At 66.7% G+C, this 24,730-nt stretch carries 22 protein-coding genes and 1 pseudogene; 11 read left to right on the top strand and 12 right to left on the bottom strand.

Annotated elements, in window-relative coordinates:
• Positions 1 to 27 precede the first annotated feature (27 nt).
• Together glmU and LTH93_RS12980 are read left to right on the top strand one after the other, a co-directional pair.
• Positions 28 to 1,491 carry a bifunctional UDP-N-acetylglucosamine diphosphorylase/glucosamine-1-phosphate N-acetyltransferase GlmU gene (gene glmU / locus LTH93_RS12985; RefSeq protein ID WP_241471207.1) on the top strand — a complete coding sequence of 488 codons (1,464 nt, stop codon included), beginning with the start codon at positions 28 to 30 and terminating at the stop codon, positions 1,489 to 1,491.
• Between the two features lie 54 nt (positions 1,492 to 1,545).
• On the top strand, positions 1,546 to 2,526 hold the full coding sequence (locus LTH93_RS12980) for a ribose-phosphate diphosphokinase (RefSeq protein ID WP_241466099.1): 981 nt from the start codon (positions 1,546 to 1,548) through the stop codon (positions 2,524 to 2,526).
• 110 nt (positions 2,527 to 2,636) lie between these two features.
• Here LTH93_RS12980 and LTH93_RS12975 read toward each other — a convergent pair whose 3' ends face one another.
• The 7 genes from LTH93_RS12975 to LTH93_RS12945 all read right to left on the bottom strand — a co-directional run bounded on the left by LTH93_RS12975 (position 2,637) and on the right by LTH93_RS12945 (position 8,327).
• Positions 2,637 to 3,278: a TetR family transcriptional regulator gene (locus tag LTH93_RS12975; RefSeq protein WP_241471206.1), complete on the bottom strand. Its 642-nt coding sequence runs from the start codon at positions 3,276 to 3,278 to the stop codon at positions 2,637 to 2,639.
• Between the two features lie 62 nt (positions 3,279 to 3,340).
• The gene (locus LTH93_RS12970; protein ID WP_241471205.1) at positions 3,341 to 4,312 is read right to left on the bottom strand and encodes a phosphotriesterase family protein; all 972 of its coding nucleotides are present in this window, start codon (positions 4,310 to 4,312) and stop codon (positions 3,341 to 3,343) included.
• A gap of 10 nt (positions 4,313 to 4,322) precedes the next feature.
• Positions 4,323 to 5,348, bottom strand: a complete 1,026-nt coding sequence (locus LTH93_RS12965) for a DctP family TRAP transporter solute-binding subunit (RefSeq protein ID WP_241471204.1) — start codon at positions 5,346 to 5,348, stop codon at positions 4,323 to 4,325.
• Between the two features lie 14 nt (positions 5,349 to 5,362).
• Entirely contained in the window at positions 5,363 to 6,268 is a 906-nt protein-coding gene (locus LTH93_RS12960; RefSeq protein ID WP_241471203.1) for a shikimate dehydrogenase, read from the bottom strand.
• Positions 6,265 to 7,539 (bottom strand): TRAP transporter large permease, encoded by a 1,275-nt coding sequence (locus tag LTH93_RS12955; protein ID WP_241471202.1) that lies wholly within the window; start codon positions 7,537 to 7,539, stop codon positions 6,265 to 6,267. Before LTH93_RS12955 ends, LTH93_RS12960 begins: the two co-directional genes overlap by 4 nt.
• Complete coding sequence (locus LTH93_RS12950) at positions 7,536 to 8,075, bottom strand: TRAP transporter small permease (protein ID WP_241471201.1); 540 nt, start codon at positions 8,073 to 8,075, stop codon at positions 7,536 to 7,538. Before LTH93_RS12950 ends, LTH93_RS12955 begins: the two co-directional genes overlap by 4 nt.
• Before the next feature lie 66 nt (positions 8,076 to 8,141).
• Complete coding sequence (locus tag LTH93_RS12945) at positions 8,142 to 8,327, bottom strand: hypothetical protein (protein ID WP_241471200.1); 186 nt, start codon at positions 8,325 to 8,327, stop codon at positions 8,142 to 8,144.
• Here LTH93_RS12945 and LTH93_RS12940 point away from each other — a divergent pair.
• A complete protein-coding gene (locus LTH93_RS12940; protein WP_241471199.1) occupies positions 8,326 to 9,786 on the top strand; it encodes a dihydrolipoyl dehydrogenase family protein in 1,461 nt (486 codons plus the stop codon). The two genes, LTH93_RS12945 and LTH93_RS12940, sit on opposite strands and share 2 nt — an antisense overlap.
• Positions 9,787 to 9,830: 44 nt before the next feature.
• Here the strand turns inward: LTH93_RS12940 and LTH93_RS12935 are convergent, their stop codons facing one another.
• Positions 9,831 to 11,306, bottom strand: a complete 1,476-nt coding sequence (locus tag LTH93_RS12935) for a sodium/glutamate symporter (protein WP_241471198.1) — start codon at positions 11,304 to 11,306, stop codon at positions 9,831 to 9,833.
• Positions 11,307 to 11,460: 154 nt separating this feature from the next.
• Positions 11,461 to 13,248 carry a bifunctional sugar phosphate isomerase/epimerase/4-hydroxyphenylpyruvate dioxygenase family protein gene (locus tag LTH93_RS12930; RefSeq protein ID WP_241471197.1) on the bottom strand — a complete coding sequence of 596 codons (1,788 nt, stop codon included), beginning with the start codon at positions 13,246 to 13,248 and terminating at the stop codon, positions 11,461 to 11,463.
• Positions 13,249 to 13,408: 160 nt separating this feature from the next.
• Between LTH93_RS12930 and LTH93_RS12925 the strand changes: the two genes are divergently transcribed.
• The 7 genes from LTH93_RS12925 (at position 13,409) to pth (ending at position 20,300) form a co-directional block, all read left to right on the top strand.
• The gene (locus LTH93_RS12925) at positions 13,409 to 14,239 is read left to right on the top strand and encodes an IclR family transcriptional regulator domain-containing protein (RefSeq protein WP_241471196.1); all 831 of its coding nucleotides are present in this window, start codon (positions 13,409 to 13,411) and stop codon (positions 14,237 to 14,239) included.
• A gap of 121 nt (positions 14,240 to 14,360) precedes the next feature.
• On the top strand, positions 14,361 to 15,566 hold the full coding sequence (locus tag LTH93_RS12920; RefSeq protein ID WP_241466105.1) for a thiolase family protein: 1,206 nt from the start codon (positions 14,361 to 14,363) through the stop codon (positions 15,564 to 15,566).
• Positions 15,567 to 15,577: 11 nt separating this feature from the next.
• On the top strand, positions 15,578 to 16,339 hold the full coding sequence (locus tag LTH93_RS12915) for a 3-oxoacid CoA-transferase subunit A (RefSeq protein ID WP_241466107.1): 762 nt from the start codon (positions 15,578 to 15,580) through the stop codon (positions 16,337 to 16,339).
• Between the two features lie 8 nt (positions 16,340 to 16,347).
• A complete protein-coding gene (locus LTH93_RS12910) occupies positions 16,348 to 17,016 on the top strand; it encodes a 3-oxoacid CoA-transferase subunit B (protein ID WP_241471195.1) in 669 nt (222 codons plus the stop codon).
• A gap of 293 nt (positions 17,017 to 17,309) precedes the next feature.
• On the top strand, positions 17,310 to 18,734 hold the full coding sequence (locus tag LTH93_RS12905; protein ID WP_241471194.1) for an NAD(P)-binding domain-containing protein: 1,425 nt from the start codon (positions 17,310 to 17,312) through the stop codon (positions 18,732 to 18,734).
• A gap of 313 nt (positions 18,735 to 19,047) precedes the next feature.
• Complete coding sequence (locus LTH93_RS12900) at positions 19,048 to 19,686, top strand: 50S ribosomal protein L25/general stress protein Ctc (protein ID WP_241466112.1); 639 nt, start codon at positions 19,048 to 19,050, stop codon at positions 19,684 to 19,686.
• A gap of 35 nt (positions 19,687 to 19,721) precedes the next feature.
• The gene (gene pth / locus LTH93_RS12895; RefSeq protein ID WP_241471193.1) at positions 19,722 to 20,300 is read left to right on the top strand and encodes an aminoacyl-tRNA hydrolase; all 579 of its coding nucleotides are present in this window, start codon (positions 19,722 to 19,724) and stop codon (positions 20,298 to 20,300) included.
• A gap of 95 nt (positions 20,301 to 20,395) precedes the next feature.
• Here pth and ppsA read toward each other — a convergent pair whose 3' ends face one another.
• From ppsA to LTH93_RS12880, 3 genes are all read right to left on the bottom strand, one after another.
• Positions 20,396 to 22,777, bottom strand: coding sequence for a phosphoenolpyruvate synthase (gene ppsA, locus LTH93_RS12890; protein ID WP_241471192.1), 2,382 nt, complete (start codon positions 22,775 to 22,777; stop codon positions 20,396 to 20,398).
• A 10-nt stretch (positions 22,778 to 22,787) separates the two neighbouring features.
• Positions 22,788 to 23,624, bottom strand: coding sequence for a pyruvate, water dikinase regulatory protein (locus tag LTH93_RS12885; protein ID WP_241471191.1), 837 nt, complete (start codon positions 23,622 to 23,624; stop codon positions 22,788 to 22,790).
• A gap of 67 nt (positions 23,625 to 23,691) precedes the next feature.
• Positions 23,692 to 24,162 (bottom strand): pyridoxamine 5'-phosphate oxidase family protein, encoded by a 471-nt coding sequence (locus tag LTH93_RS12880; RefSeq protein ID WP_241466120.1) that lies wholly within the window; start codon positions 24,160 to 24,162, stop codon positions 23,692 to 23,694.
• 188 nt (positions 24,163 to 24,350) lie between these two features.
• On the opposite strand from LTH93_RS12880, the pseudogene LTH93_RS12875 reads away from it, so the two are divergent.
• Positions 24,351 to 24,730: pseudogene (locus LTH93_RS12875) on the top strand (histidine kinase); the annotation flags it as partial.

Here is a 24,730-nt window from a genome sequence, read left to right as displayed (position 1 = left end):
ATCGAAACGCGCCGAGGAGCAGCCTTCGTGACCAACGCCCAGTCCACCCAGCCCACCGCAGTGATCGTGCTCGCGGCAGGAGCCGGGACCCGGATGAAGTCCAGCACCCCGAAGATCATGCACCCGATCGGCGGCGTCTCGATGATCGGTCACGCGCTGACCGCGGCGATGGGTCTGGCCCCGCACCAGCTGGTCGCTGTGGTGCGGCACCAGCGCGAGAAGGTGGCCGAGCACATCGCTCACCTCGAGCCGCGCGCCGTCATCGCCGACCAGGACGAGGTCCCCGGCACCGGACGCGCCGTGGCCTGCGGCCTGGACGCGCTCACCGCCGCAGGAGCGCCTGCCGAGACCGGCACCGTGGTGGTCACCTACGGCGATGTGCCGCTGCTGCAGACGCAGATGCTCGCCGAGCTCGTCGAGACCCATGAGCGCGACGGCAATGCCGTCACCGTGCTCTCTGCCGTGCTCGACGACGCCGCGGGCTACGGCCGGATCCTGCGCAGCCAGGAAGACCCGCAGGACGTGCTCGGGATCGTGGAGCACAAGGACGCCACCGCAGAGCAGCGCAGCATCACCGAGATCAACTCCGGGATCTACGCCTTCGACGCCGCCGTGCTGACCCGCGCGCTGGCCCAGGTCACCACCGACAACGCCCAGGGTGAGATGTACCTCACCGACGTGCTCTCCATTGCCCGCGCCGAGGGCGGCAGAGTCTCCGCCGTGGTCACCGAGGACCGTTGGCAGGTCGAGGGTGCCAATGATCGGGTCCAGCTGCAGGCCCTCGGCGCCGAGATGAACCGGCGCATCGTGGAGCGCGCCATGCGCGCCGGGACCACGGTGGTCGACCCGGCCAGCACCTGGATCGACGCCACCGTCACCTTGGAGCAGGACACCACGATCCTCCCCGGCACCCAGCTCCACGGCGCCACGCACATCGGCCGCCACGCCGTCGTCGGCCCGGACACCACGCTCACCGATGTGATCGTCGGAGAGGCCGCGACGCTGACCCGAGTCCACGGCTCCGGAGCCCAGATCGGGGCCGGCGCCAGCGTCGGGCCGTTCACCTATCTGCGGCCGGGCACCGTGCTGGGCCAGGACGGCAAGATCGGCGCCTTCTACGAGACCAAGAACGTGAGCATCGGGCGCGGCAGCAAGCTGTCCCACCTGGGCTACGCCGGAGACGCCACCATCGGCGAGTTCACCAACATCGGCTGCGGCAACATCACCGCGAACTACGACGGCGAGAACAAGCACCGCACGCAGATCGGCTCCCACGTGCGCACCAGTTCCAACACCGTCTTCGTCGCCCCGGTCTCGGTGGGCGACGGCGCCTACACCGGCGCTGGCGCCGTGGTGCGCAAGGACGTCCCCGCCGGAGCGCTGGCGCTCTCCATCGCCCCGCAGCGCAACGCCGAGGGCTGGGTCCAGGCCAAGCGGCCCGGATCCGCGGCGGCCGACGCCGCCCAGGCCGTCCGGCCTGACGCCGTCTGACGACCACCTGAACCAACCACCCACCAGCAACGCCGGCGAGAGGCAACAACACTCATGGACGAAATCAGGCTGAACGGGGAGAAGACCCTTGTGCTGGCTTCCGGGCGCGCACATCCGGAGCTTGCCGAAGAGATCGCGAAGGAGCTCGGCACCGAGCTGCTGCCGATCAGCGCCTATGACTTCGCCAATGGAGAGATCTATGTCCGGTCCTCCGAGTCGGTGCGCGGCAAGGACATCTTCCTGCTGCAGTCCCACCCGGCTCCGATGAACAACTGGCTGATGGAACAGCTCATCATGGTCGACTCCATGAAGCGGGCTTCGGCCAAGCGGATCACCGTGGTCTCGCCCTTCTACCCCTATGCCCGTCAGGACAAGAAGGGGCGCGGCCGCGAGCCGATCTCGGCGCGCCTGGTCGCGGACCTCTATAAGGCCGCCGGCGCCGACCGGATCATGAGCGTGGACCTGCACACCGCCCAGATCCAGGGCTTCTTCAACGGCCCGGTGGACCACCTCTTCGCGGTCCCGCTGCTGGCCGAGCACATCCGTGGCCGGGTCGCCGATGACGATGTCACCGTGGTCTCCCCGGACACCGGCCGGGTCCGCGTGGCTGAGCAGTGGGCCGAGCGCCTCGGCGGAGCACCGCTGGCCTTCGTGCACAAGACCCGCGACGTCACCCAGCCGAACAAGGCAGTGTCGAAGCAGGTCGTGGGTCAGGTCGAGGGCCGCACCTGCGTGCTCATCGACGACATGATCGACACCGGCGGCACCATCTCCGGTGCCGTGCAGGTCCTCAAGGACGCCGGCGCCAAGGATGTCATCATCGCGGCGACCCACGCGGTGTTCTCGGATCCGGCCGCCGAGCGGCTGGCCAACTGCGGGGCCCGTGAGATCGTGGTGACCAACACCCTGCCGATCCCCGAGGACAAGCGCTTCGAGACGCTCACCGTGCTCTCCATCGCGCCGATCCTGGCCCGGGCGATCAAGGAGGTCTTCACCGACGGTTCGGTGACCTCCCTCTTCGACGGCCACGCATAAGCACCAGCTGCACCCCACCATCCCGTTGAGGGGCGGATTCTCCGACTGTCTGAGGCCCTGGAAGGGGTCAGATGCCCGGAGAATCCGCCCCTCAAGGCGTGTGGGGGAGTTCAGCCCTGCGGCTGTGTGGCCCAGGCGACGACGACGTCGCCGATGAACCGCCGCATGTGCTCCTGCCGGGCCTCGGTGGTGAAGTCTGCGTCGAAGAGATAGCTGAAGGTGTAGCGGTTCGCGACCTGGAACACGCAGTAGGAGCTGATCAAGAGATGCAGGTCGAGCGCGTTGACCTCCTCGCGGAAGGCATCCTGCTTCTTGCCCTCGGCGATGATGCGATCGAGGATCGTCACGGCAGGCTGCCCGATGTCGCCGAGGGACTCCAGCTTTCGGATGTACTTGCCACGGTGGATGTTCTCGATCGAGACCAGCCTGATGAAGGCGGTGTTGCGCAGGTGATGCTCGTAGGTCAGCTCTGCGAGCTGGCGCAGCGCATCGATCGGCTGCATCTCATCGACATGCAGGGATTGTTCGGCCTCGCGGATCCCGCGGTAGGCGTTCTCCAGCACGGCAAGGTACAGCTGCTCCTTGCCGCCGAAGTAGTAGTAGATCATCCTCTTGGTGGTGCGGGTTCGGCGGGCGATCTCGTCTATCCGGGCGCCGGAATATCCATCATCGGCGAAGGCCTCGGTGGCCACCGCGAGGACCTCGGCGCGAGTGCGCACGGCGTCTCGCTGTCGGGCGGGCGTCTGCGTCACAGTATTCTCCTCTGGCTCAGCCGTGACAGTATCAGATGCCTCGCGGTCAGGACCGTGATCTTTCATGCTCCTGTCAGCATCCGGCGCGGGTTGTCCACCATCAGCCGACGCTCAAGTGCAGGGTCGAGGCCCTCGGTGCGCAGGCGCGGCAGAATGCGTCGGTGCAGGTGGTCCATCCGCCAGTGCGGCGCGTGCGCCGCGCGCCAGGACGGCGGGGTGATCCGGCTGAAGATCGCCGCGTCGTGGGAGAGCAGAAGCTGGTCCTGAAGGCCGAGATCCAGCAGTGCCAGCAGCATCCGGATCCGATTCTCATCGGACCCGGCATGGATCATCCCGAAGCGGTCGAAGCCCAGGAAGGACCCGGCCGCGGCGAGCTCCCGCAGATATCCGAGGTCAGTGGAATCGCCGCTGTGCCCGATGACGACTCGCGCAAGGTCCACGCCCAGGCGCCCCAGCAGCTTCTGCTGATCGAAGCCTCCCCGGGAAGAGGGATCCGAGTGGGTGGTGATCGGCGCGCCGGTGATCCGATGTGCCTGCGCCGCCGCCGTGAAGACCTGAGCCACGTCGTCGGTGATCCCGGCACGGTCGGAGCAGACCTTGATGATCGCGGCGCGCAGATCGGTGCCCGCGATGCCTTCTTGGATGTCCCCCAGGAACAGCTGCAGCAGCGGGTCAGGGCCCTCGACCAGCCGGCCCGGACCATTGAGCTTGAAGAAGTGCGGCAGCACATCGCTGGTGTACCAGCCTGTGGCCGCCAGAATGCGGACCGAGGTGCGGCGGGCCAGTTCAGCGACCCGCCGCACGTCTCGTCCAAGACCGGGGACCGTCAGGTCCACGATCGTCTCTACGCCCAGCTCCGCCAGCGCCTGCAGCTGCCGCTCGGCCTCGGTCATCACGGCGGCCTCGTCCCATTCGGCATGCGGCAGGTCCCGGTCCAACTGGGGATCGCTGACGATCAGGTGCTCGTGCACCAGAGTGGTGCCCAGCTCAGCGCCGGGCACCTCTCCGGTCAGCGTCGGGATCATGCTGGACATAGAGGTGGTGTCACTCGCTGGTGGAGCGGATCGACTCGAAGGCCTCCAGGGACTCGCCCTCGAGGGTCTCCTCGAGGTTGCTCACGGTCTGCTCCTGGAACGCGTCCACGTCCACGTCCTCGATGATCTCCCAGTCGTCACCGGAGCGCCATTCCTCCAGCGTGGCCTCTTCATCCTCGACCACGCAGTCGGTCACCTGGGTGACCGCCGACCCCACGGCGGAGCTCAGCGCGTCCTGCTGTTCCTCGTCGAGGTTGTTCCACTCGTCGGACATGATGACCAGGTTGGTGTTCAGCTGGTGGGAGGAGAGGTTCAGGTAGTCCTGGACCTCGGCGAGGTTCTCCGACTGAATGTTGGTGATCGGGTTCTCCTGGCCGTCCACTGCGCCCTGCTGCAGCGAGAGGTAGAGCTCCTCATAGGCGACCTCCACCGCATTGGCGCCCATCGCCTGGGCGTTCATCAGGAACTGCGGTGAACCGGGGAAACGGATCTGCATGCCGGAGAGGTCCTCGGGGGAGCGGATCGGCTCATTCGAGGTGAAGTGGCGTGCGCCGGCTGACCAGGCGCCCAGGGTCTGGATGCCGGCTTCCTCGGCGAAGGAATCGGTGAGCGCCGTGCCCTCCTCGCTCTCCATGAAGCGGGCAAGGTGATCGGCGTCGTCGAAGGCGTAGGCGGCGTCGAGCACGCTGATCGGCTCATAGACGGCGCCCAGAGCTGAGGCGCCCTGGATGTCGATGTCCACGTCACCCGAGGCCACCGAGGCGATGCGGTCGGCGTCGCCGCCGAGCTGGCTGGAGCCGTAGATCTCGATGGTGAGTCCGACGTCGGCAGCCTCGACCTCTTCCTTGATCACGTCCGCGCCGCAGCGGGCCTGGGGCTGGTCATCATTGTAGCTGTGCGCGAGGGTCAGCTCGGTGGCCTCTCCGTCGCCGCCAGCGTCTCCGCCGTCGCCGTTGCCGCCGCAGGCCGTGAGGGCCAGGATCGGGACGGCGGCGAGCACGGCTGCCTTGCTGAGGGTGTTCTGTCGCTTGAACATGTTGGGTGTTCCTTTCATCGGTGCAGCGCTGCACGAGGGGGGAGTGATTCAGCTTCGATCAGGGCATTGAGGTCTTGAAGCATCGCGGGGCGATCCGCGGTCTCGCCGGTGAAGATCTCGAAGGCGTCGGCGGCCTGATGCATGGCCATGCCGAGCCCTGAGATGGTGAGGCAGCCGCGCGTCTGTGCCGCGAGGAGCAGCGCGGTGTTCACCGGCCGGTAGACGACGTCGGCGACCCAGTGACGGGGCTGCAGCAGGTCGGGGTTGAAGGGTGCGCCCGGGTGGTGGGCCATGCCGAAGGGGGTCGCATTGACCACCCCGTCGGCCTGGGCCAGCAGGTCGGGCAGCTGCTCCGGTGTGGCCTGGCTGACGCTGAATCCGTGGGCGGCATGCACGCTGGCCGCGAGCGTGGCGCACTTCTGCGCATCCACGTCCACCACATGCAAGCTCTCGACCCCGCGCATGACAAGGGCGTGGGCGACGGCGGATCCGGCGCCTCCGGCCCCGACGAGCACCACCTGGCCGCACGGGGTCTGCGCGAGCGCACCATCGATGGAGGCCTTGAAGCCGGTGACGTCGGTGTTGTGGCCGGTGGCGGCGCCGTCGTCGTCGAAGACCACGGTGTTCACTGCGCCGATCATGGCAGCCGAGGGACCCAGATCGTCGAGCAGCGGCATGATGTTCTGCTTCGCCGGGAAGGTGATGTTGAGCCCGTTGAAGCCCAGCCGCTGCGCCATCTCGAGCAGCTGTTCCAGCTCTGCAAGAGAGTGCTCTCCGCCGGCGAACTCGATGGTGCGGTAGATGTAGCGCATCCCGTGCCGGGAGCCTTCCAGCTCGTGCATCGGCGGGGTCATCGAGGGGCCCACGCCGTGGCCGATCAGCCCGGCCAGGATGCTGCGTCCGGTGTCTGGCGCGCTCACAGTCCAAGCACCTCCGGGAAGAACATCAGCGCGTCGGGGAAGATGATCACCAGCAGCAGCACGATCACCGCCGGCATAGCGAAGGGCAGCGCGCCCTTGAAGACCTCACCGACCCGGGTGTCGGAGACCGAGGCGGTCACGAACAGCGCGGTGCCCACCGGTGGGGTGAGCAGGCCTATCATCAGCGAGAGGATCAGCACGACGCCGAGCACGATCGGATCGATCTGGTACTGCAGGGCGATGGGCAGCAGGATCGGCACCACGAGCACCAGGATGGCGGTGGCATCGATGACCGTGCCCAGGATCAGCATCAGCAGCGCGACCAGCAGCAGGAACACCATCGGGCTCTCGGTGATGCCGAGCAGCGTCTCGGTCAGCAGCTGCGGCAGCCGTTCCAGCGCCATGATGTGGCCCAGCAGGGCGGCCGAGGCCACGATCAGCATGATCGCACCGGTGGTGATCGCGGTCTCGCGGACCGCGGCGATGAAGCCCTTCCAGGAGAGCGAGCGCTGGATCAATGAGATCAGCAGCACCCAGAAGACCGCGACGGCAGCCGCCTCGGTGGGGGTGAACACGCCGCCGAGGATGCCGCCCAGGATGATCACCGGCGTCACGGCCGGCAGCAGGACGCCCCTGGTGGAGGCGAGCAGCTCCTGCCCGTCGAAACGGCCGGCGGTGAGATTCGGGTTGCGGCGGACCAGGATCCAGACCACCACGCAGAGCCCGAGGGCCATCACCAGCGCGGGGACCACCGAGGCGGCGAAGAGCGCGCCGGTGGAGGCTGCGGCCAGGCCGGCGTAGATGACCGCGGGGATGCTGGGCGGCATCACCGGGGCGATCAGCGAGGAGGCGGCGGAGAGCCCGGTGGCGAAGCGGCGGGTGTAGCCGTTGCGCAGCATGGCTGGGATCTGAACCTTGCCCAGCGCTGCGGCGTCGGCCACGGCCGAGCCGCTCATCCAGGAGAAGCCGACGCTGGCGCCCACGGTCACGTAGCCGAGGTTGCCTCGAATCTTGGCCAGGGCCGCCATGGCGAATCGGAAGAGCCGGTCAGCCAGTCCGGCATGGTTTGCAAGGGTGCCCAGGAAGACGAAGAGCGGAACGGCCAGCAGCGGGAAGCTCTGCACGGCGTTGGTGACCTGTCGCAGGCTGGTGCCTGAGGACTGCCCATCCATCAGCATGTAGACCAGAGAAGGACCGAGGAAGGCGAAGGCAACAGGTACGCGGATGAGCAACAGCACGGCGATGGCCACGCCCAGCAGAAGAAGTGTCACGAGGGGTCCTTCACGATGGCGGGCGTCTGGTCGACGGTGGGCATGATCGGGCCGTGCTTGGCGATCATCCACGCGGCGACCAGGGATCGGATGACGGTGCTGACCATCCCGGAGAGAACCGGGAGATAGACCAGCGCCATAGACATGCCCAGCACGGGGGAGCGCAGCGCCCCCTGGGTCTGGACCAGGCCCCAGGCCTCCATCGTCAGACCGATGGCGATGACCGCGACGATGAGCAGCGAGAGGACCTGGACGGTGCGGATCAGCCGCGGTGCCGGCAAGGTGTCCACTACTTCGAGGGCGATGTGCCCGCGCAGGGTGATCAGGACTCCGGCGACGGAGAACGTCATCCAGGCGAGGCCGAAGCGGGAGATCTCACCGGTCCAGGCGATGCCCTCGAAGGGGGTGTAGCGCTGGGCGGCCTGGGTGAAGACGAGCACGAGGATCACGAGGAGCATCACGCCCGCGAAGCCGAGCTCGATGCGCGTGAGCGTGTCCACAACTCGGCGGCTCAGGGGTTTCCTGGTGTCGGTCACGGGGTTCCTTTGATCAAGACTAGTGGCGTGTGTCACATGCCTGGAATAAACGTACCGGTTCGTACATTAGGTGTCAAAGATCACCATCTGGCCTGGGGAGCGGCCACTCACAGCTGGCTGCAGGGAAACATCTGTGCGGGCGCCCATGTTGTACCGGTCACGCATCATCGACTCGACCAGCTCGACCAGCTCGACCACCTCGACCAGCTCGACCAGCTCGACCAGCTCGACCGACTCACAAGGAGCAGCCATGGAATCTCAGACCGAAACACGCGATCGCGGGGGCCCAGCGATCGCAGAGTTCGACGTCATCGTGATCGGTGGGGGAGCCGTGGGTGAGAACGCCGCGGACCGCGCCAGACAGGGCGGTCTCAACGTCGTCGTCGTGGAGGCGGAACTTGTGGGCGGCGAATGCTCCTACTGGGCCTGCATCCCTTCGAAGGTGCTGCTGCGGTCACCGCAGGCGCTGCGCTCCGCTCGACAGGTGCCCGGAGCGGCCCAGGCCGCGACCGGAGCACTCGACGTCGATGCCGTCCTGGCCCGCAGGGATTCCTTCACGAGCGGATGGAGGGACGACGGTCAGGCCGACTGGCTCGACGGCGCCGGGATCGCCCTGATCCGCGGCCATGGCCGGATCGCCGGCCCCAGGCAGGTCACCGTCACCTCCGCGGAGGGGGAGCAGACCACGCTGACTGCTCGTCATGCGGTGACCATCGCCACCGGCTCCGCCGCCTCGATCGCTCCTATCGAGGGACTGCGCGAGGCCCAGCCCTGGACAAGCCGTGAAGCCACCAGCGCGCGCGCTGTTCCGAAGAGCCTTGCGATCATCGGTGGTGGGGTTGTGGCCACGGAGATGGCGAGCGCATACGCCGCGCTTGGCGCCGAGGTGACGCTGCTGGCACGCAGCGGTCTGCTGGGTGGAATGGAGCCCTTCGCCGGCGAACTGGTCGGGAAGGCGCTGCGTGCCCAGGGCGTCACCCTGCGGCTGAACACTGCTCCGGAACGGGTCTCGCGCACGGCTGAGGGCGTGCGAATCGAAACCTCAACCGGTGATGTGACCCGCACACAGGAGGTGCTGGCGGCGACTGGTCGTTCACCACGCACCGAGGACCTGGGCCTGGAGAGCATCGGGCTGAACGCCGGGGCCTGGATCGACACCGATGACACGATGCAGGTTCCCGGCTTCGACTGGCTCTACGCGGTCGGTGATGTGACGCATCGCGCCCTGCTTACCCATCAGGGCAAGTACCAGGCTCGCGCGGCGGGGGACGTGATCGTCGCCCGCGCCAAGGGTGCTCCGGCGCAGGATCAGCCATGGGGTGCGCATGTCGCCACTGCTGACCACGCTGCCGTCCCGCAGGTCACGTTCACCGACCCGGAGGTCGCCTCAGTCGGGCTCACGGCAGCGGCGGCTCGTGAGGCCGGGCACAGGGTCCGGGTGGTGGACTATCAGCTGGGCGACGTCGCGGGGTCGGCCCTGCATGCCGAGGGATACTCGGGCACCGCGCGGATGGTGGTCGATGAGCAGCGGCGGGTGATTCTGGGCATGACCTTCGTCGGCCCCGATGTCAGTGAGCTGCTGCACGCGGCGACGATCGCGGTCACCGCAGAGGTGCCCATCGAGCGGCTATGGCACGCAGTCCCGGCCTTTCCCACGATCAGCGAGATCTGGCTGCGCCTTCTCGAGACCTACGGCCGCCCCGGCGCCTGATCATCTGGGCTGGGGGATTCTCCGCCCGTCATACAGACGCCCTCCTATGGATCCTCGCCGACCTTCGCTGGGGGACCGGCCCAGCGTCCGGAGCGCACCCCTTTGTAATAGACCCTGCCCAGAACCAGGGATCCCACGAACAGCACGATCATCGGTATCAGGACGATGTAGACATTGCCGGTAGCGATCATGATCGGGATAGACAGAGCGGTGATCAGACCGCCCCCGAAGAACGGCTCGAAGAACAGCTGCTTATAGCCGAAGGCCTCCAGGGCCGGGGATTCGTCATTCGGGTCTGCCACCCGCAGCAGGACCAGGCCGGTGGCCGTCACGCCCATCGACTGGCCGAAGTCAGCGATGCCGCGTTCCAGCCAGAACTCCGGGATGATGCGCGGCGTGAACACAAGCAGGACTGTGGTGCAGAACAGGATCCCGGCGACCGAGAGGATCAGGAAGGTCTCCCAGTAGGTCGCGATGGCCTGCAGCGAAATCGTCGCCAGTGCGGCCACGATCAGGATGTCCAGGGAGAGGCCCTGGATGCGCTTCATGGTCTCGTGGTCCAAGAGGCTGGTGTTGCCAGTGCGGTCAAGGACGACCTGGATGATCACTCCGCCGATCATCGCCAGCGGGAAGAGCGGCACGTAGCCCAGCAGGGTGAGCCCTTCCTCGGACCAGGGCGAGCCGGGCTGCCCCCACAGTTGATCCTCGACCCAGACGAGGCCCTCCAGGATGAGCCAGCCGAGGATGATGGCCAGCCCGACGACGGCGACGTGCAGGGTCAGCGGTTCGATCGAGCTTGGGCGGGATGTCATCCGGCCGGTGGAGACCCTCTCGTTGTCGCTGTAGAGCCCGCGCAGCTCGGCCTTCGACTGCTGGGAGACGTTCTTGATCACGCGGGTCCGTCCGGTGCGCACTCCCCAGTTGATGACGGAGATGCCGATCAGGATGCCGAAGACCAGACCCACGGTGGCAATGGCCAGGGCAAGGTCGGTGGCCTCGGGGATGCCCATGTCCTCAAAGGCCGGTCGCATGCCGGCCGCCGTGCCGTGGCCGCCCTCGAAGGCGATCTCAAGCAGCGCCCCGAAGACGGGATCGACCCCGAGCAGCGGGGACAGCACCAGAAGGCCCAGCAGAATGCCGACCACGTACTGGCCGGAGCCGTAGGCGACCCCCATCGCGAGTTGAGGGCCGACCAGCTTGGCCACTCTGACCGGGGACGGGATCCGTGATCCCAGGAACAGGGTGGCGAAGACCACCGAGATCAGCAGGCCCGGCAGCGTCGCCCAGACGTCGAATATCCCGGAGGTGAGCAGTCCGCCGTCCTCCAACCACGCCCAGCCGAGTGGTTCGGCGAGTCGGCCGATGACCTGTGGTCCGATGATGAGTCCGATGAACCCGGCAATGATGGCGCTGGGCAGCAGAAGCTTCTGGATGAACGGCACCTTGACTCGGACGTACTTGCCGAGCAGCATCACTGATGCCAACAGCACGATCGCGAAACCCACTACATCTGGACTCATCGGATGCCCGCTTTCCGAAAAGGGCCGCCCTCGGCAGCCGTGCGTGTGAGGAGAATCACATCACACTTCAGGTGATTGTTGCGAGGGTTGAGTCACCCTATCTGCCCACGTGGATCCGCCCCTCGGCGCGGAGTGGGGTTCGGGGACGGGCGCCTCAGCGGGAAGCCTGGGGCTGGCGCCGCTGGGCCGCCAGGCGGACCGGTGCGTTCGCGGCGCCGTAGCCGTCGTATGTCCCCACACGCTGGACCATCTCCAGGAACAGTCCGCCGATGGTCGGGGTGTAGAAGTGGATGAACTCGCCGTCGTCATCGCGGTCGTAGAGCAGGTTCAGCGTCTTCAGCTGAGCCAGATACTCCGGAGCCAGTCCGAAACGCGCCTCAAGATCCGCGTAGTAGTTGTCCGGAATGGACAAGAAGCACAGTCCGCGCTCCTGCGCCCGGCTGGCCAGTTCTACGATGTTCGAGCACGTCACTGCGATATGGCGCGGGGGCAGCGGGGCAGTGGGTGGAGCCAGGTTCAGCGGCAGCCGCACGGTGGCGTCCTCGGTGCGCATCACCTGGCTGCGCACCAGGCCCTGCGGGCTGGGTACGTTCTCCGGGATCTGGGCCTCGAGGCCGAGCACGCTGTGGAAGAACAGCACCGTCTCCTCAAACTCGTGCCAGCGGTAGGAGAGGTTGATGTGATCCACCGCGTGGGTGGACTTCTGCGCCGGCTGCCCGCCCTCGAACTCGGTGACCCAGGTTTCCTCGGCGGGAGCGTCGTTCCAGTAGATGACCGTGCCATCGGGGGCACCCAGCGCGCGCAGCTCGTGGTCTCCGGCGTAGGTGCGGCGGAAGACCACCGGGGCGCCCAGCGCGGATCCCCGGGAGAGGGCCTGCCCGGCGTCGTCGACCAGCAGGCCGATCGCGGAGAGGTGGGGCGCCGGCTGCTGGCTCTGCTCGTTGAGGATGATCCGGGTGGAGCCCAGGGTCCACAGCCGCACCTGCTTGGTCCGGTGCTTGCCTCTGAAGGTGAACCCGAGCTGATTCAGCGTCTCATCCGCCGCTCCGAGATCGGAGCCGGTGATCTCCACGAAGTCCACGCTGCGCGGGCTCTGTGCGGCCGGAAGCCGGTCGGCGCTCCACCCGTTCGACGCCGAGACGCGGTCGGCCAGCCAGGTCAGCGAGCGGCGCGCATGCGCTGCGGTGCTGGTGGCATCGGTCTGCCGGAAGGTGTCGTTGAAGACCTCCAGCGAGAGCGGACCGGTGTACCCGGCCTTGAGCACGTGGGTCAGGAAGCGGCTCAGGTCGAAGGAGCCCTCGCCGGGAAACAGTCGGTGATGCCGGCTCCAGGAGAGCACGTCCATGTCCAGCTGCGGAGCATCCGCGAGCTGGATGAAGAAGATCTTCTCCCCGTCGATGGCCTCGATCCCAGCGGGATCATGCCCGCGGGCGAGGATGTGGAAGCTGTCCAGGCAGGTGCCCAGATTGGGGCGGTCTGCGAGCTTCACCAGCCGCCAGGCATGGCGGTAATCGTTGACGTACCGACCCCAGGCCAGCGCCTCATAGGCGATCCGGATGCCGTAGCCGGCCGCGAGATCGGCCAGCGCTGCCAGCTGAGCGGCGACCACGTCGTCGTCATCGACGGTGGCCGTGCCGGCGTTGCTGCAGACCAGGATGGTCTCGGCCCCCAGGCGGCTCATCAGTTGGAACTTCGCCTCGGCACGGTGCAGATTATCCGCCAGGAGCTCCTCGGAGACCCCTTCGAAGTCTCGGAAGGGCTGGAAGAGATCGATGCTCAGGCCCAGGCGCTGGCACAGCGCGCGGATCTCTTCGGGGGATTCATAGGAGACCGTGAGGTCCGTGTCCATGATCTCGACGCCGTCGAACCCGGCATCGGCACATGCCTGCAGTTTGTCGGTGAGGCTCCCGGAGAGGCAGACGGTGGCGATTGAGGTGCGCATATCGGCAATGTACCAAACATTACATTAATTGGTCAGTGTTGGAGCGAAGGGAATCCCTGTGGCAGCTGGACCCGAGAGTCGCCTCAGATGGTCGGGGAATCGTCTCCGCATCGCGTGGGGGTGCAGGAGGAGAGGCTCGGCGGGTGGATAGGATCACTGCATGGATCAGGAGAGCCCATCTCAGCCCGCCGTCAATCGCAATGAGTTCGTCCGTTCGCTCTCCACCGGCCTGCGGGTCCTCGAGTCCTTCTCCGCCGTGGAGCCGAAGCTGACGCTCTCCGACGTTGCGCGGCGCGCCGATGTCAGCCGCGCGACCGCCCGCCGGATGCTGCTCACGCTGGTCCATGAGGGTTACGCCTATACCGACGGTCGGTTCTTCGAGCTGACCCCGAGGGTGCTCGGCCTTGGACAGGGCTACTGGTCAGGCCGCGGCTGGCATGAGCTGCTGCAGCCATCACTGGGTGAGCTCTCCGGGCAGCTGGCCGAATCCTGTTCGGCCGCACTGCTGGTCGGAGACGAGGTGATGTACGTCTGCCGTGTGCACACCCGCCGCATCATGCGGATCGACCTCGCGCTGGGCACCAAGCTGCCCGCCTTCGCCACGTCGATGGGGCGGGTGCTGCTCTCCGGCCTCGACGACGAGACGCTCGAGGAGCGTCTGCGCACCACTGAGCGGCGGGCCTTCACCGCACGCACCGTCACCGACCCCCACCGGCTGCTCGAGATCATCACTGCGGTCCGCACGGACGGTTACGCATTGGTGGACGAAGAGCTCGAAGAAGGGCTGCGCTCGGTGGCCGTCCCGGCCCGGGACGGCAGCGGAAGGATCGTGCTCTCGCTGAACACCTCGATCTCCGCCGGCAAGGAGTCTGCGCAGGAGTCCCTGGATCGCACACTGCCACATCTGCTGCACAGCGCGGCCGCGGTGGAGGATCTGATCCGGTCCCTGGGTGAGGATGTCGGTCGGCTCACCGTGCCCCAGGGCCTGTAGAGAACTCTCGTCACCTCTGGCGAAACCCTGCCGGCAAGACTATGATCGTCACACATAGCGCACGCTTGTTTGCATAGCGAACATTTGGTGGTGCTCACGCGATCACAGGCAGGGAGCTCATATGCAGGACGTCTTCGTCTACCAGGGTCTGCGCACCCCCTTCGGCAAGATCGGCGGCGCCCTCTCCGGTCAGCGACCCGATGACCTCGCCGAACTGGTCATCTCAGCCCTCGTGGAGCAGGCCCCCGGGCTGAACCCGGAGAATGCCGGTGAGATCGTCGGAGAGGTGATCTTCGGCAACGCCAACGGCGCTGGCGAGGAGAACCGCAATGTCGCCCGGATGGCCTGGCTGCTGGCGAAGCTGCCCGTCACCGTTCCCGCCACCACGATCAACCGGCTCTGCGGATCCTCGCTGGATGCCGCGATCTCCGGCGCGCGGCAGATCGCGCTGGGGGAGACCGATGTGATCCTCGCCGGCGGCGTGGAATCCATGTCGCGGGCTCCCTGGGTGCTTCCCAAGACCGAGCGGCCCTTCCCGATGGCCAACCTCGAACTGGCCAACTCCACGCTGGGCTGGCGACTGATCAACGAGCGCATGCCCGAGGAATGGACCGTCTCGCTCGGTGAGGCCACCGAGCAGCTGCGCGAGAAGCACGGCATCGGCCGCGAACGGCAGGACGAATTCGCCGCCCGCTCCCATGAGCTCGCCGCCCGCGCCTGGAACGAGGGGCGATTCGCCGACCTCATCGTCAGCGTTCCGGGAGTGGATCTTCAGACCGACGAGACTATCCGCGCAGGTGTCACCACGGAGAAGCTCGCCGGGCTGCGCACCGTCTTCCGCTCCGAGAACGGCACTGTCACTGCGGGCAACGCCTCTCCGATGAACGACGGCGCCTCCGCCGTCTGGCTCGGCTCCGCCGCGGGTGGGGAGCAGCTGGGTCTTGCCCCGCAGGTGAGGATCGCTGGCTGGGCCGCTGCGGCGAATGAGCCGCAGTACTTCGGCTACGCCCCGGTGGAAGCCAGCAACAAGGCGCTCAAGCGTGCCGGAATCGGCTGGGGCGACGTCGGTGCGGTGGAGCTCAATGAGGCCTTCGCCGCCCAGTCCCTGGCCTGCCTGGACGCCTGGGACATCGACCCGGAGATCCTCAACGCGTGGGGCGGGGCGATCGCCATCGGCCATCCGCTGGGCGCCTCCGGCACCCGGGTGCTGGCCACGCTGGCCAAGCGCATGGAGCTCAGCGGCGAACGCTGGGGCGTGGCCACGCTGTGCATCGGCGTCGGGCAGGGCATCGCCGTCGTCCTGGAAAACGCAACCACACAGAACTGAGAGAAGAACCGATGACTGAATTTGTAGACACCGCCGCGGAGGCGGTGGCCAGTGTGAGCAACGGCGCCACGGTGCTGCTGGGAGGCTTCGGCAATGCCGGCCAGCCCATGGAACTGATCGACGCGCTGATGGAGTCCGGTGCGACCGACCTGACCGTGGTCAACAACAACGCCGGACAGGCTGATGCCGGGTTGGCCCTGCTCATCAAGGAACGCCGGGTGGCCAAGATCATCTGCTCGTTCCCGCGCCAGTCCGACTCCTGGCATTTCGACGAGGCCTATCGCGCCGGGGAGATCGAGCTGGAACTGGTCCCACAGGGCAACCTCGCCGAGCGCCTGCGCGCCGGGGGTGCGGGCATCGGCGGGTTCTTCACCCCCACCGGCTACGGCACCGAACTGGCCGCAGGCAAGGAGACCCGGGAGATCGAGGGCCGGCACTACGTGCTGGAGGCGCCGATCCGCGGCGACTTCGCCCTGATCAAGGCGTACGCCGCCGATCCGTACGGCAACCTGGTGTATCGCAAGACCGCCCGGAACTTCGGCCCGGTCATGGCCACGGCGGCCACGCACACCATCGTGCAGGTCGACGAGGTCCTCGAAGAGGCCCTGGATCCGGAGGCGATCATCACTCCGAGCATCTACACGGACACCATCGTCGGGATCCCCACCGGCTCCGGCACGAAGCAGCGCGAGGAGCGCGAGGCTCTCGCCGCCGGACGTCGCAAGCCCTGCCTGGCCACCAAGACCGCGGCCGAGCTGGCCGCCGAGAAGTGAGGACGAGCATGAGCACCGAGACGTTCCGCACCACCGAGACCCCGCTGACCCAGGACGAGCTCGCCCACGCCATCGCCGAGGACATCGCCCCCGGGTCCTTCGTGAACCTGGGCATCGGCCAGCCGACGACGGTGTCCAACTACCTCTCCCCGGAGAAGCAGGTCACCCTGCACACCGAGAACGGCATGCTGGGCTTCGGCCCGAAGGCCCTCGGCGAGCAGGTCGATGAGGACCTCATCAACGCCGGCAAGATCCCGGTCACCGAGCTGCCCGGGGCGGCATACTTCCACCACGCCGATTCCTTCGCCATGATGCGCGGCGGCCACCTGGACGTCTGCGTGCTCGGCGCCTACCAGGTCTCCGCCTCCGGCGACCTGGCGAACTGGTCCACCGGCAAGCCGGGAGCCATCCCCGCCGTGGGCGGCGCGATGGACCTGGCCATCGGAGCCAAGGACACCTACGTGATGATGGACCTGTTCACCAAGAAGGGTGATCGGAAGCTGCTGCCCGAATGCACATTCCCGCTCACCGGGGTCGGCTGCGTCTCCCGCATCTACGCAGACATGGGCGTGTTCCTGCTGGACGGTTCGGGCATCGTCAAGGTCCGCGAGCTGCACGGCATCTCCTTCGAGGACCTGCGGGACAGGCACCCGGGCGTGGAGTTCGAGACGCTCTGACCCCGCCCCGTCGCGGAGAGGGCCCCCGGAACCGTCAGGTTCCGGGGGCCCTTGCGTTCTCGGGTACGACGCCGGCCCGGGCCGGCGTCTGCGCTAGACTGAGGGTATATCAGGCGCCCCGCCGGGGTGCCGCACCCAGGGACACGCGCAGAACGATGGAGCGCGGGTTTTCTATCCCGGGTGGACGTGAACTTCCTGTGTTGAGGCCGTGGCGCTGAGCGCCTGACAGTCGCGCCTCCACGGAACCCGTCGACGACTGACCATGAGGCCGTAGCGGGCCGGATGAGGTAACTATGTCCAAACAGCGAATTGCAATCATCGGAGCGGGACCTAGCGGCATGGCCGCCCTTCGGGCCTTCGACACGGCACAGCGGTCCGGTGCCCAGATCCCCGAGGTGATCTGCTACGAGAAGCAGGACGACTGGGGCGGGCAGTGGAACTACAACTGGCGCAGCGGGATCGACAAGTACGGGGAGCCGGTCCATTCCTCGATGTATCGCAACCTGTGGTCGAACGCGCCCAAGGAGGCGCTCGAGTTCGCTGAATACACCTTCGACGAGCACTTCGGCCGACCGGTCTCCTCCTACCCGCCGCGGGCGGCTCTGTGGGACTACATCGACGGGCGGGCTCGCATGTCCGACGTCAAGGACAAGGTCCAGCTCTCCACCGCCGTTCGCTGGGTGGAATACCACCGCGAGGAGGACACCTTCACGGTCACCGTGGAGAACCTGAAGTCCGGCACCACCTCGTCCTCCGAATTCGACCGGGTCATCGTGTCCACCGGGCACTTCTCCTTCCCCAACGTCCCGGACTTCAAGGGGATCGAGACCTTCACCGGCACCCTGCACCACGCGCATGACTTCCGCGGGGCAGAGAAGCTGGCCGACAAGCGCGTGCTGCTCATCGGGGCCTCCTACTCCGCCGAGGACATCGGCGTGCAGGCCTTCAAGATGGGTGCCCGTTCGGTCACCATGAGCTACCGCACCCGGGCCATGGGCCATGACTGGCCCGAAGGCATGGAGGAACTTCCGCTCATCGACCGGTTCGAGGGGGAGACTGCCTACTTCTCCAACGGCGAGTCCCGCGAATTTGATGCCGTGATCCTGTGCACCGGCTACCTGCACAAGTACCCCTTCCTGTCCACCGAACTGGCCCTGCGGTCCCAGAACAACGTCTACCCGGGCGGGCTGTACCGCGGAGTCGTGTGGCAGCGGAACCCGAAGATGTACTACCTGGGCGCCCAGGACCAATGGTTCACCTTCAACATGTTCGACGCGCAGGCCTGGTATGTCCGCGACCTCATCATGGGCCGGACGAAGCTGCCCCCGGCGGAGGAGCGGGCCGCCCACCTGAAGCAGTGGCGCCACCGCTTCCAGTCCCTGGAGGGGGACGCCGACGAGGTGCAGTTCCAGGCCGACTACATCCGCGACCTCATCGGGGCCACCGACTACCCGATGTTCGCGCTGGACGAGGTGGTCCAGGTCTTCCTGGACTGGAAGACCGACAAGAAGGCCAACATCCTGACCTACCGGGACAAGAACTACCGCTCGGTGATGACCGGAACCAAGGGGTCACAGCACCACACCACATGGTTGCAGGAGCTCGACGACTCCCTGGAGCGCTACCTGTCCACCCCGGCGCCCACCGAGGTGCCGAGCCTGGTCATCGCGGAACGCGATGCTGACACGGGGGCGGCAGCGGCCGCTCCCGTCGCCTGAGCTCCGTCGGCTTGAGCTCCATGGTCTGAGAGCTGGTCCTGTCCGCTCAAGGCTGGGCTGGGTGCGCGGCGGCGGTCGGATGAGTCGCCGCGCGCCCGGGACCGTGAGACCGGTGGTGACAGCTGGTATAGTTCTCAGCTGTGCCCAGGCGAGGGGGCGACATCTCCGGATCCGATCCGTGAGACGTCAGCCCCGTGATCGACGAGGCGAACTTGCAGGAGAACATCACCGCCGCTCACAGCGCGGAGAGCCTGGAATTCACTTGTCGTTGGTGCCTGGATCAATTCGAATCCAACCAACGAAGGACAACACCATGGCTGACAAGATCGTCATTCCCGCTACCAAGCGCACCGAGTTCGGCAAGGGCGCAGCCCGCAAGGCCCGCCGCGACGACCAGATCCCGGCAGTGGTCTACGGCCACGGCGAAGACCCCATCCACGTGGTGCTTCCCGGTCACCAGACCCACCTGGCAGTGCGTAACCCCAACGCACTGATCACACTGGACATCGAAGGCACCGAGCAGCTGGTGATCCCCAAGGCCATCCAGCGCGACATCATCAAGCGCTCGATCGACCACATGGATCTGCTGACCGTGCGTCGCGGCGAGAAGGTCGTCGTCGACGTCTACGTCGAGGTCACCGGCGAGCCCGCCGTCGGCTTCGAATGGATCCTGGACCAGGCCACCGTGTCCATCGAGGCCGAGGCCACCCACCTCCCCGAGCACGTGACCATCGACATCACCGACCGCAACGAGAACGCCCTGCCGGAGCACATCCAGCTGCCCAAGGGCGTGACGCTGGCGCTCTCCGACATGGAGTCCCCGATCGTCTCCATCCACGAGCCCACCGAGCAGGACCTGGGCGACGAGGCAGAGACCACCGAGGGTGAAGCTGCCGAGGGCGAGACCGCCGAGGGTGAGTCCGAGGGGAACGCAGAGGGCGAAGAGAGCTGAACGCTCTGACGCTGCGACTCCACTAGGCTCGAGGCATGGCTTCAGAGACGTGGTTGATAGCGGGACTCGGCAACCCCGGGTCCCGCTATCGTCATACCCGGCACAACATCGGGCACATGGTGCTCGACGAGCTCCTCGACCGCATGGATGCGAAGTACACGCGCACCAAGGTCGGGGCCAAGGCCGTCGCGGCCCGGCTGGGCCCGAGAGGGCCGAAGGTGGTCTTCGCGATCTCGGAGGGCTACATGAACCTCTCCGGCAAGCCCGTGCGAGGGCTGATGGACTATTTCTCGGTCCCCGCCGAAAACCTGATCGTGGTCCACGATGAGCTCGACCTGGACTTCGGTCGTGCCAAGCTCAAGCGCGGGGGGTCCGAAGGCGGGCACAACGGGCTGAAATCCATCACCACCCACCTGGGCGGGAATCGTGACTATCTGCGTGTGCGCGCCGGCGTGGGCAGGCCCCCCGGCCGCATGGACAGCGCGGACTACGTGTTGCAGAAGTTCAGCGCCGCCGAGCAGAAGGAGCTGGGCATCTTCATCTCCCGGCTGGCCGATGCGGTGGAGCTGCTGATCTCCGACGGGCTGCCAGCTGCCCAGAATGCTGTGCACTGAACCCCGTGCACTGAACCCTGTGTACTGAACGCTGTGCCCTGAACGCAGACACCGTCCGTCGCCGACGACGGCGGCCCGCCCGTGCTCGGGCAGCGCTACCGAGACTCTGCCGCACCCGCCAAGCTGAGCCAGGTCTGCACCACGGTGTCAGGTGTCAGAGAAATCGATTCGATGCCCTGATCAACCAGCCAGCGGGCGAGCTCCGGATGATCTGAGGGTCCCTGACCGCAGATCCCGATGTACTTGTTCTGCGTCCGGCACCTGTCGATGACCGTGGCCAGCATCGAGAGCACGGCGGGGTCTCGCTCGTCGAAGAGATGAGCCACCAGGTCCGAGTCCCGATCAACACCGAGCACCAGCTGGGTCAGATCATTGGACCCGATGGAGAACCCGTCGAAATGTTCCAGGAACGCATCGGCGAGAAGGACATTGCTGGGCAGTTCGCACATCATCATCACCTTCAGGCCTCGTGCCCCGCGGCGGAGCCCATGACTCGCCATGAGGTCGACGACGGTCTGGGCCTCCTCCACCGTCCTCACGAAGGGCACCATGATCGCCAGGTTCTCCAGACCCATCTCTTCGCGAACGAACCGCAGGGCCTCACACTCCATGGCGAAGCACTCCCGGAAGTCCGCGGAGATGTACCGCGAGGCACCTCGATAGCCCAGCATCGGATTCTCCTCCTGCGGCTCGAAGAGCTCCCCGCCCAGGAGGTTGGCGTATTCATTAGTCTTGAAATCGCTGAACCGCACAATGACCTGCTCCGGGGCGAAGCTGGCCGCGATGGTCGACACGCCCTCGGCCACCCGCCGCACGAAGTACTCCCTGGGCGACCCGTAGGCGCTGATCCGCTGGTCCACTGCGCTCCGCACTTCGTGCGGCAGGCTGTCACGCTCCAGGAGCGCACGCGGATGGATGCCGACCTGGTGGTTGATGATGAACTCCAGGCGGGCGAGCCCCACCCCGTGGTGCGGCAGCTGGGAGAACGAGAATGCCTGATCCGGGGAGGCCACATTCATCATGATCTTCACCGGGACGTCCGGCATCTCATCCAGATCGGTCACCTCCTCCTCGAACCTCAGCGTGCCGGCATAGACCATCCCGTTGTCGCCCTCGGCGCAGGAGATCGTCACCGCCTCGCCGTCGGCCAGGGCCTCTGTGGCGTCCCCCGTTCCCACCACGGCGGGCACACCCAGCTCCCTGGCGAGGATCGCCGCGTGACAGGTGCGACCCCCACGTTCGGTGACGATCGCCGAGGCACGCTTCATGATCGGCTCCCAGTCCGGGTCCGTGATCTCAGCCACCAGCACGTCGCCGGGCTGCAGCCGATCCATGTCCGCCGGCGAGCGAAGGACCCTCACCGGGCCGGTCCCGATCCGCTGCCCGATCGCTCTTCCCACAGTCAGCACGTCACCGCGCTCGCGGAGCACGAAGCGTCTCACCTGTCGCAGCTCCCGGTGGGACACCACCGTCTCCGGGCGGGCCTGCAGGATGTAGAGCCGTCCGTCGATTCCATCGAGCGCCCACTCGATGTCCATCGGTCGGCCGTAGTGGTCCTCGATCGCTACAGCACAGCGGCCCAGCTCGGTGACCTGCGCATCGGTGATCGAGAATCGTGCCCGCTCGGCAGGTGATACGTCCTCGAAGATGGTGCTGCTGTGAAGTCCGCGGCCCGCGGCGTACCGCATCGCGGTGGCCTTCTCGCCGAGCGCCCTGCTCAAGATGGCTTCATGTCCCTGCTGCAGCGCGGGCTTATGGACGTAGAACTCATCAGGGTTCACCGCCCCCTGGACCACGGCTTCACCCAGACCGTAGGCGCTCGTGATGAACACCGCCCGATCGAAGCCCGTCTCCGTGTCCACCGTGAACATCACGCCGGATGCTCCGATGTCGGAACGGACCATGCGCTGCACGCCCGCCGAGAGCGCGACCTTGTGGTGGGCGAAACCATGGTGCACGCGGTAGGCGATCGCCCGGTCGTTGTAGAGCGAGGCAAAGACGCTGTGCACTGCAGCGAGCACGTTCTCGACCCCGCCGATGTTCAGGAACGTCTCCTGCTGGCCTGCGAACGAGGCGTCCGGCAGGTCCTCGGCCGTTGCGCTGGAACGGATCGCCCACGTCACCGCCTCAGGGTCTGGGTCCTCTGCGATCAGCCTCGCGTGCGCTTCGCGCAGGTCTCGTGTGAGCTCCTCGGCCAGGGGCTGATCCTGGATCCATGAACGGATCTGCGCGCCGACCCGGGAGAGCTCCACGACATCGTCGATGTCCAGTGGCTCGAGGGCCGCCCGGATCCTGTGGTCGAGTCCGTTCGCAGCGAGGAACACGCGGTAGGCATCCGCAGTCGTCGCGAAACCGCCCGGTACACGCACTCCTGCCTCGGAGAGGCGGGCCACCATCTCGCCCAGCGAGGCGTTCTTCCCGCCCACGGCTGCGATATCGGCAAGTGAGATGTCGTCGAACCACAAGATGTTGCTCATCAGTGTCTCCTCAGGGACTGCTTGGCGCTGCGGCGGGACGAAGATGCATCGTCTGCAGGATCGCTGCCGCAATCTCTTCCACGCTTCTGGCCGCCGTGTTCAGGCTCGGGATCGAGTGCCGTCGGTACAGGGATTCCGCCCAACGCAGCTCTTGGCGGCAGCGGAACAGGCTTGCATAGGCCCCGCCTGGAAGGCGTTCCTGGCGTATCTGGCTCAGCCGCTGCGCAGTGCTGGTCAGCCCGAAACACCGAACCCGATACGGCTCCACCGCCCGGGGCAGCTCCAGTGCCGGGTAGTCCTCCTCCGTCAAGGGGTAGTTGGCGACCCGCAGACCGTGCTGGAGGGCCAGGTACAGCGCGGTGGGAGTCTTCCCGCAGCGAGATGGAGCGATGATGATGAGATCGGCGCCGACCAGAGAGCTCGCGCCCGCTGCATCGTCGTGCGTCAATGTGTACTCCACCGCGCGCATGCGGGAGCTGTACTGGTCCAGGTTCCCGATGCTGTGATGCGGGGCCACCTCAGCAGCGCCCTTGACGCCCAGGAGCTTCTCGAGCGCGGTGAGATGTCCCTTGATGAGATCCACCACGGCGAACGGGCCTGCGCTCAGTTCGGCGCTGACCTCCGCGGCGCGAACGGTCACGAGCAGCAGGGTGGCAGGTCCCGCGGTGCGCGCCGCACTCAGCACCTGTTGTGCGATCGGCGGGGAATCGACGAAGGGGAAGGTTCTGCGGACGAATCGGATGCCGGGGAAGTGCGCCAGGAGCGCGTTGCCGAGGGTCTCGGCGGTGACGCCGGTGTTGTCAGAGATGAAGAACACCGGCACGGGTGCTCCGACGGCGCCGGTCATGGGTTGGCCGCCCTACCGTGCACCTGAGCGAACCGGTGCCTGGTCCACGATCGTCATAGCCGGTCCTTCAGTCGAGGCCTGATCGGGTGGCGTCGTTCAAGGAGATGTCCCAGGCCTGGGGGTGGGCGACGATGAAGCGTCGACCCGTGACGACCTCCGGCGTGATCCGGACGAAATGGTCTTTCTCCCCCGATTCCCAGGGGAACAGTCGGCGCGAAGAGCTGCTGAGAGAGTCGTCCGTCTGCTCGACCTCCGCCGCCGTGCCCTTGACGATCACACTCCAGGCGACATTGGTGCGCGGATCCACACCGTCCGTCTCGAAGGCCACGGGACTGGAGCCCAGCGCGGCCGTCCGTTTCGTGCCGGGCCCGGTGCGGAAGACTATGGTCCGCTGATCCACCAGGTAGGTGACCGGGAACAGCTCTGGATGATCACCGGTCCAGACGGCGAGTCTGCCGAGCGAGACGCTGCGCAGCAGCTCCCAGCACTCGCGGCTCTCGAGGACCTCTGTCCTGGGTGTCGAGGGTGTCTTCTGCATGGCGGCGAGCCTACTCCGGCTCCACCGCGGAAGCCAGAGTCTGAAGCGAAGGCGATGCCGCTCACGTCCGCCGCCTCGGCGACTGCTGGCCGCGCCGGTCCACCGTCGCAGCGCTGCGGAGCTGAACGGGGTTCTCTTTCCCGAGGAAAGACATAGAATGGAATTTAGTTCTTGATGTAAGGAGGGTTATGGATGCCGATGAACTTCGGGTGACCTACCTTCCGAAGCTTGAAGTCAATGGTGCGGTGGGGGATTCCATCGCGCGCACTATCCGGGTCCTCAGCTCCCAGCGCAGACTGCAGACCCTGCTCGACGCCAGCAACGTCGTGGCCAGCGATCTGGACCTGGAACATGTTCTGCGGCGCATCGCCGAGGAGGCCAGGACCGTCGCGGACGCCGAGTACGCCGCACTGGGCGTCATCGCCGCTGATGGCTCCCTCGAGCGGTTCATCCACGTCGGAATGGCGCAGCACGTGGCCGAGAAGATCGGAGACCTGCCCGCCGGGCACGGGGTCCTGGGCGCGGTGAACCAGAGCAGCAACCCGATCCGACTCACCGACCTCACCAC

The sequence above is a fragment of the Nesterenkonia sp. DZ6 genome, assembly GCF_022565835.1.
Classification (GTDB): Bacteria; Actinomycetota; Actinomycetes; order Actinomycetales; family Micrococcaceae; genus Nesterenkonia.
The sequence above is the reverse complement of the archived record's forward strand: the minus strand, read 5'-3'. Positions and strand labels throughout refer to the sequence as shown.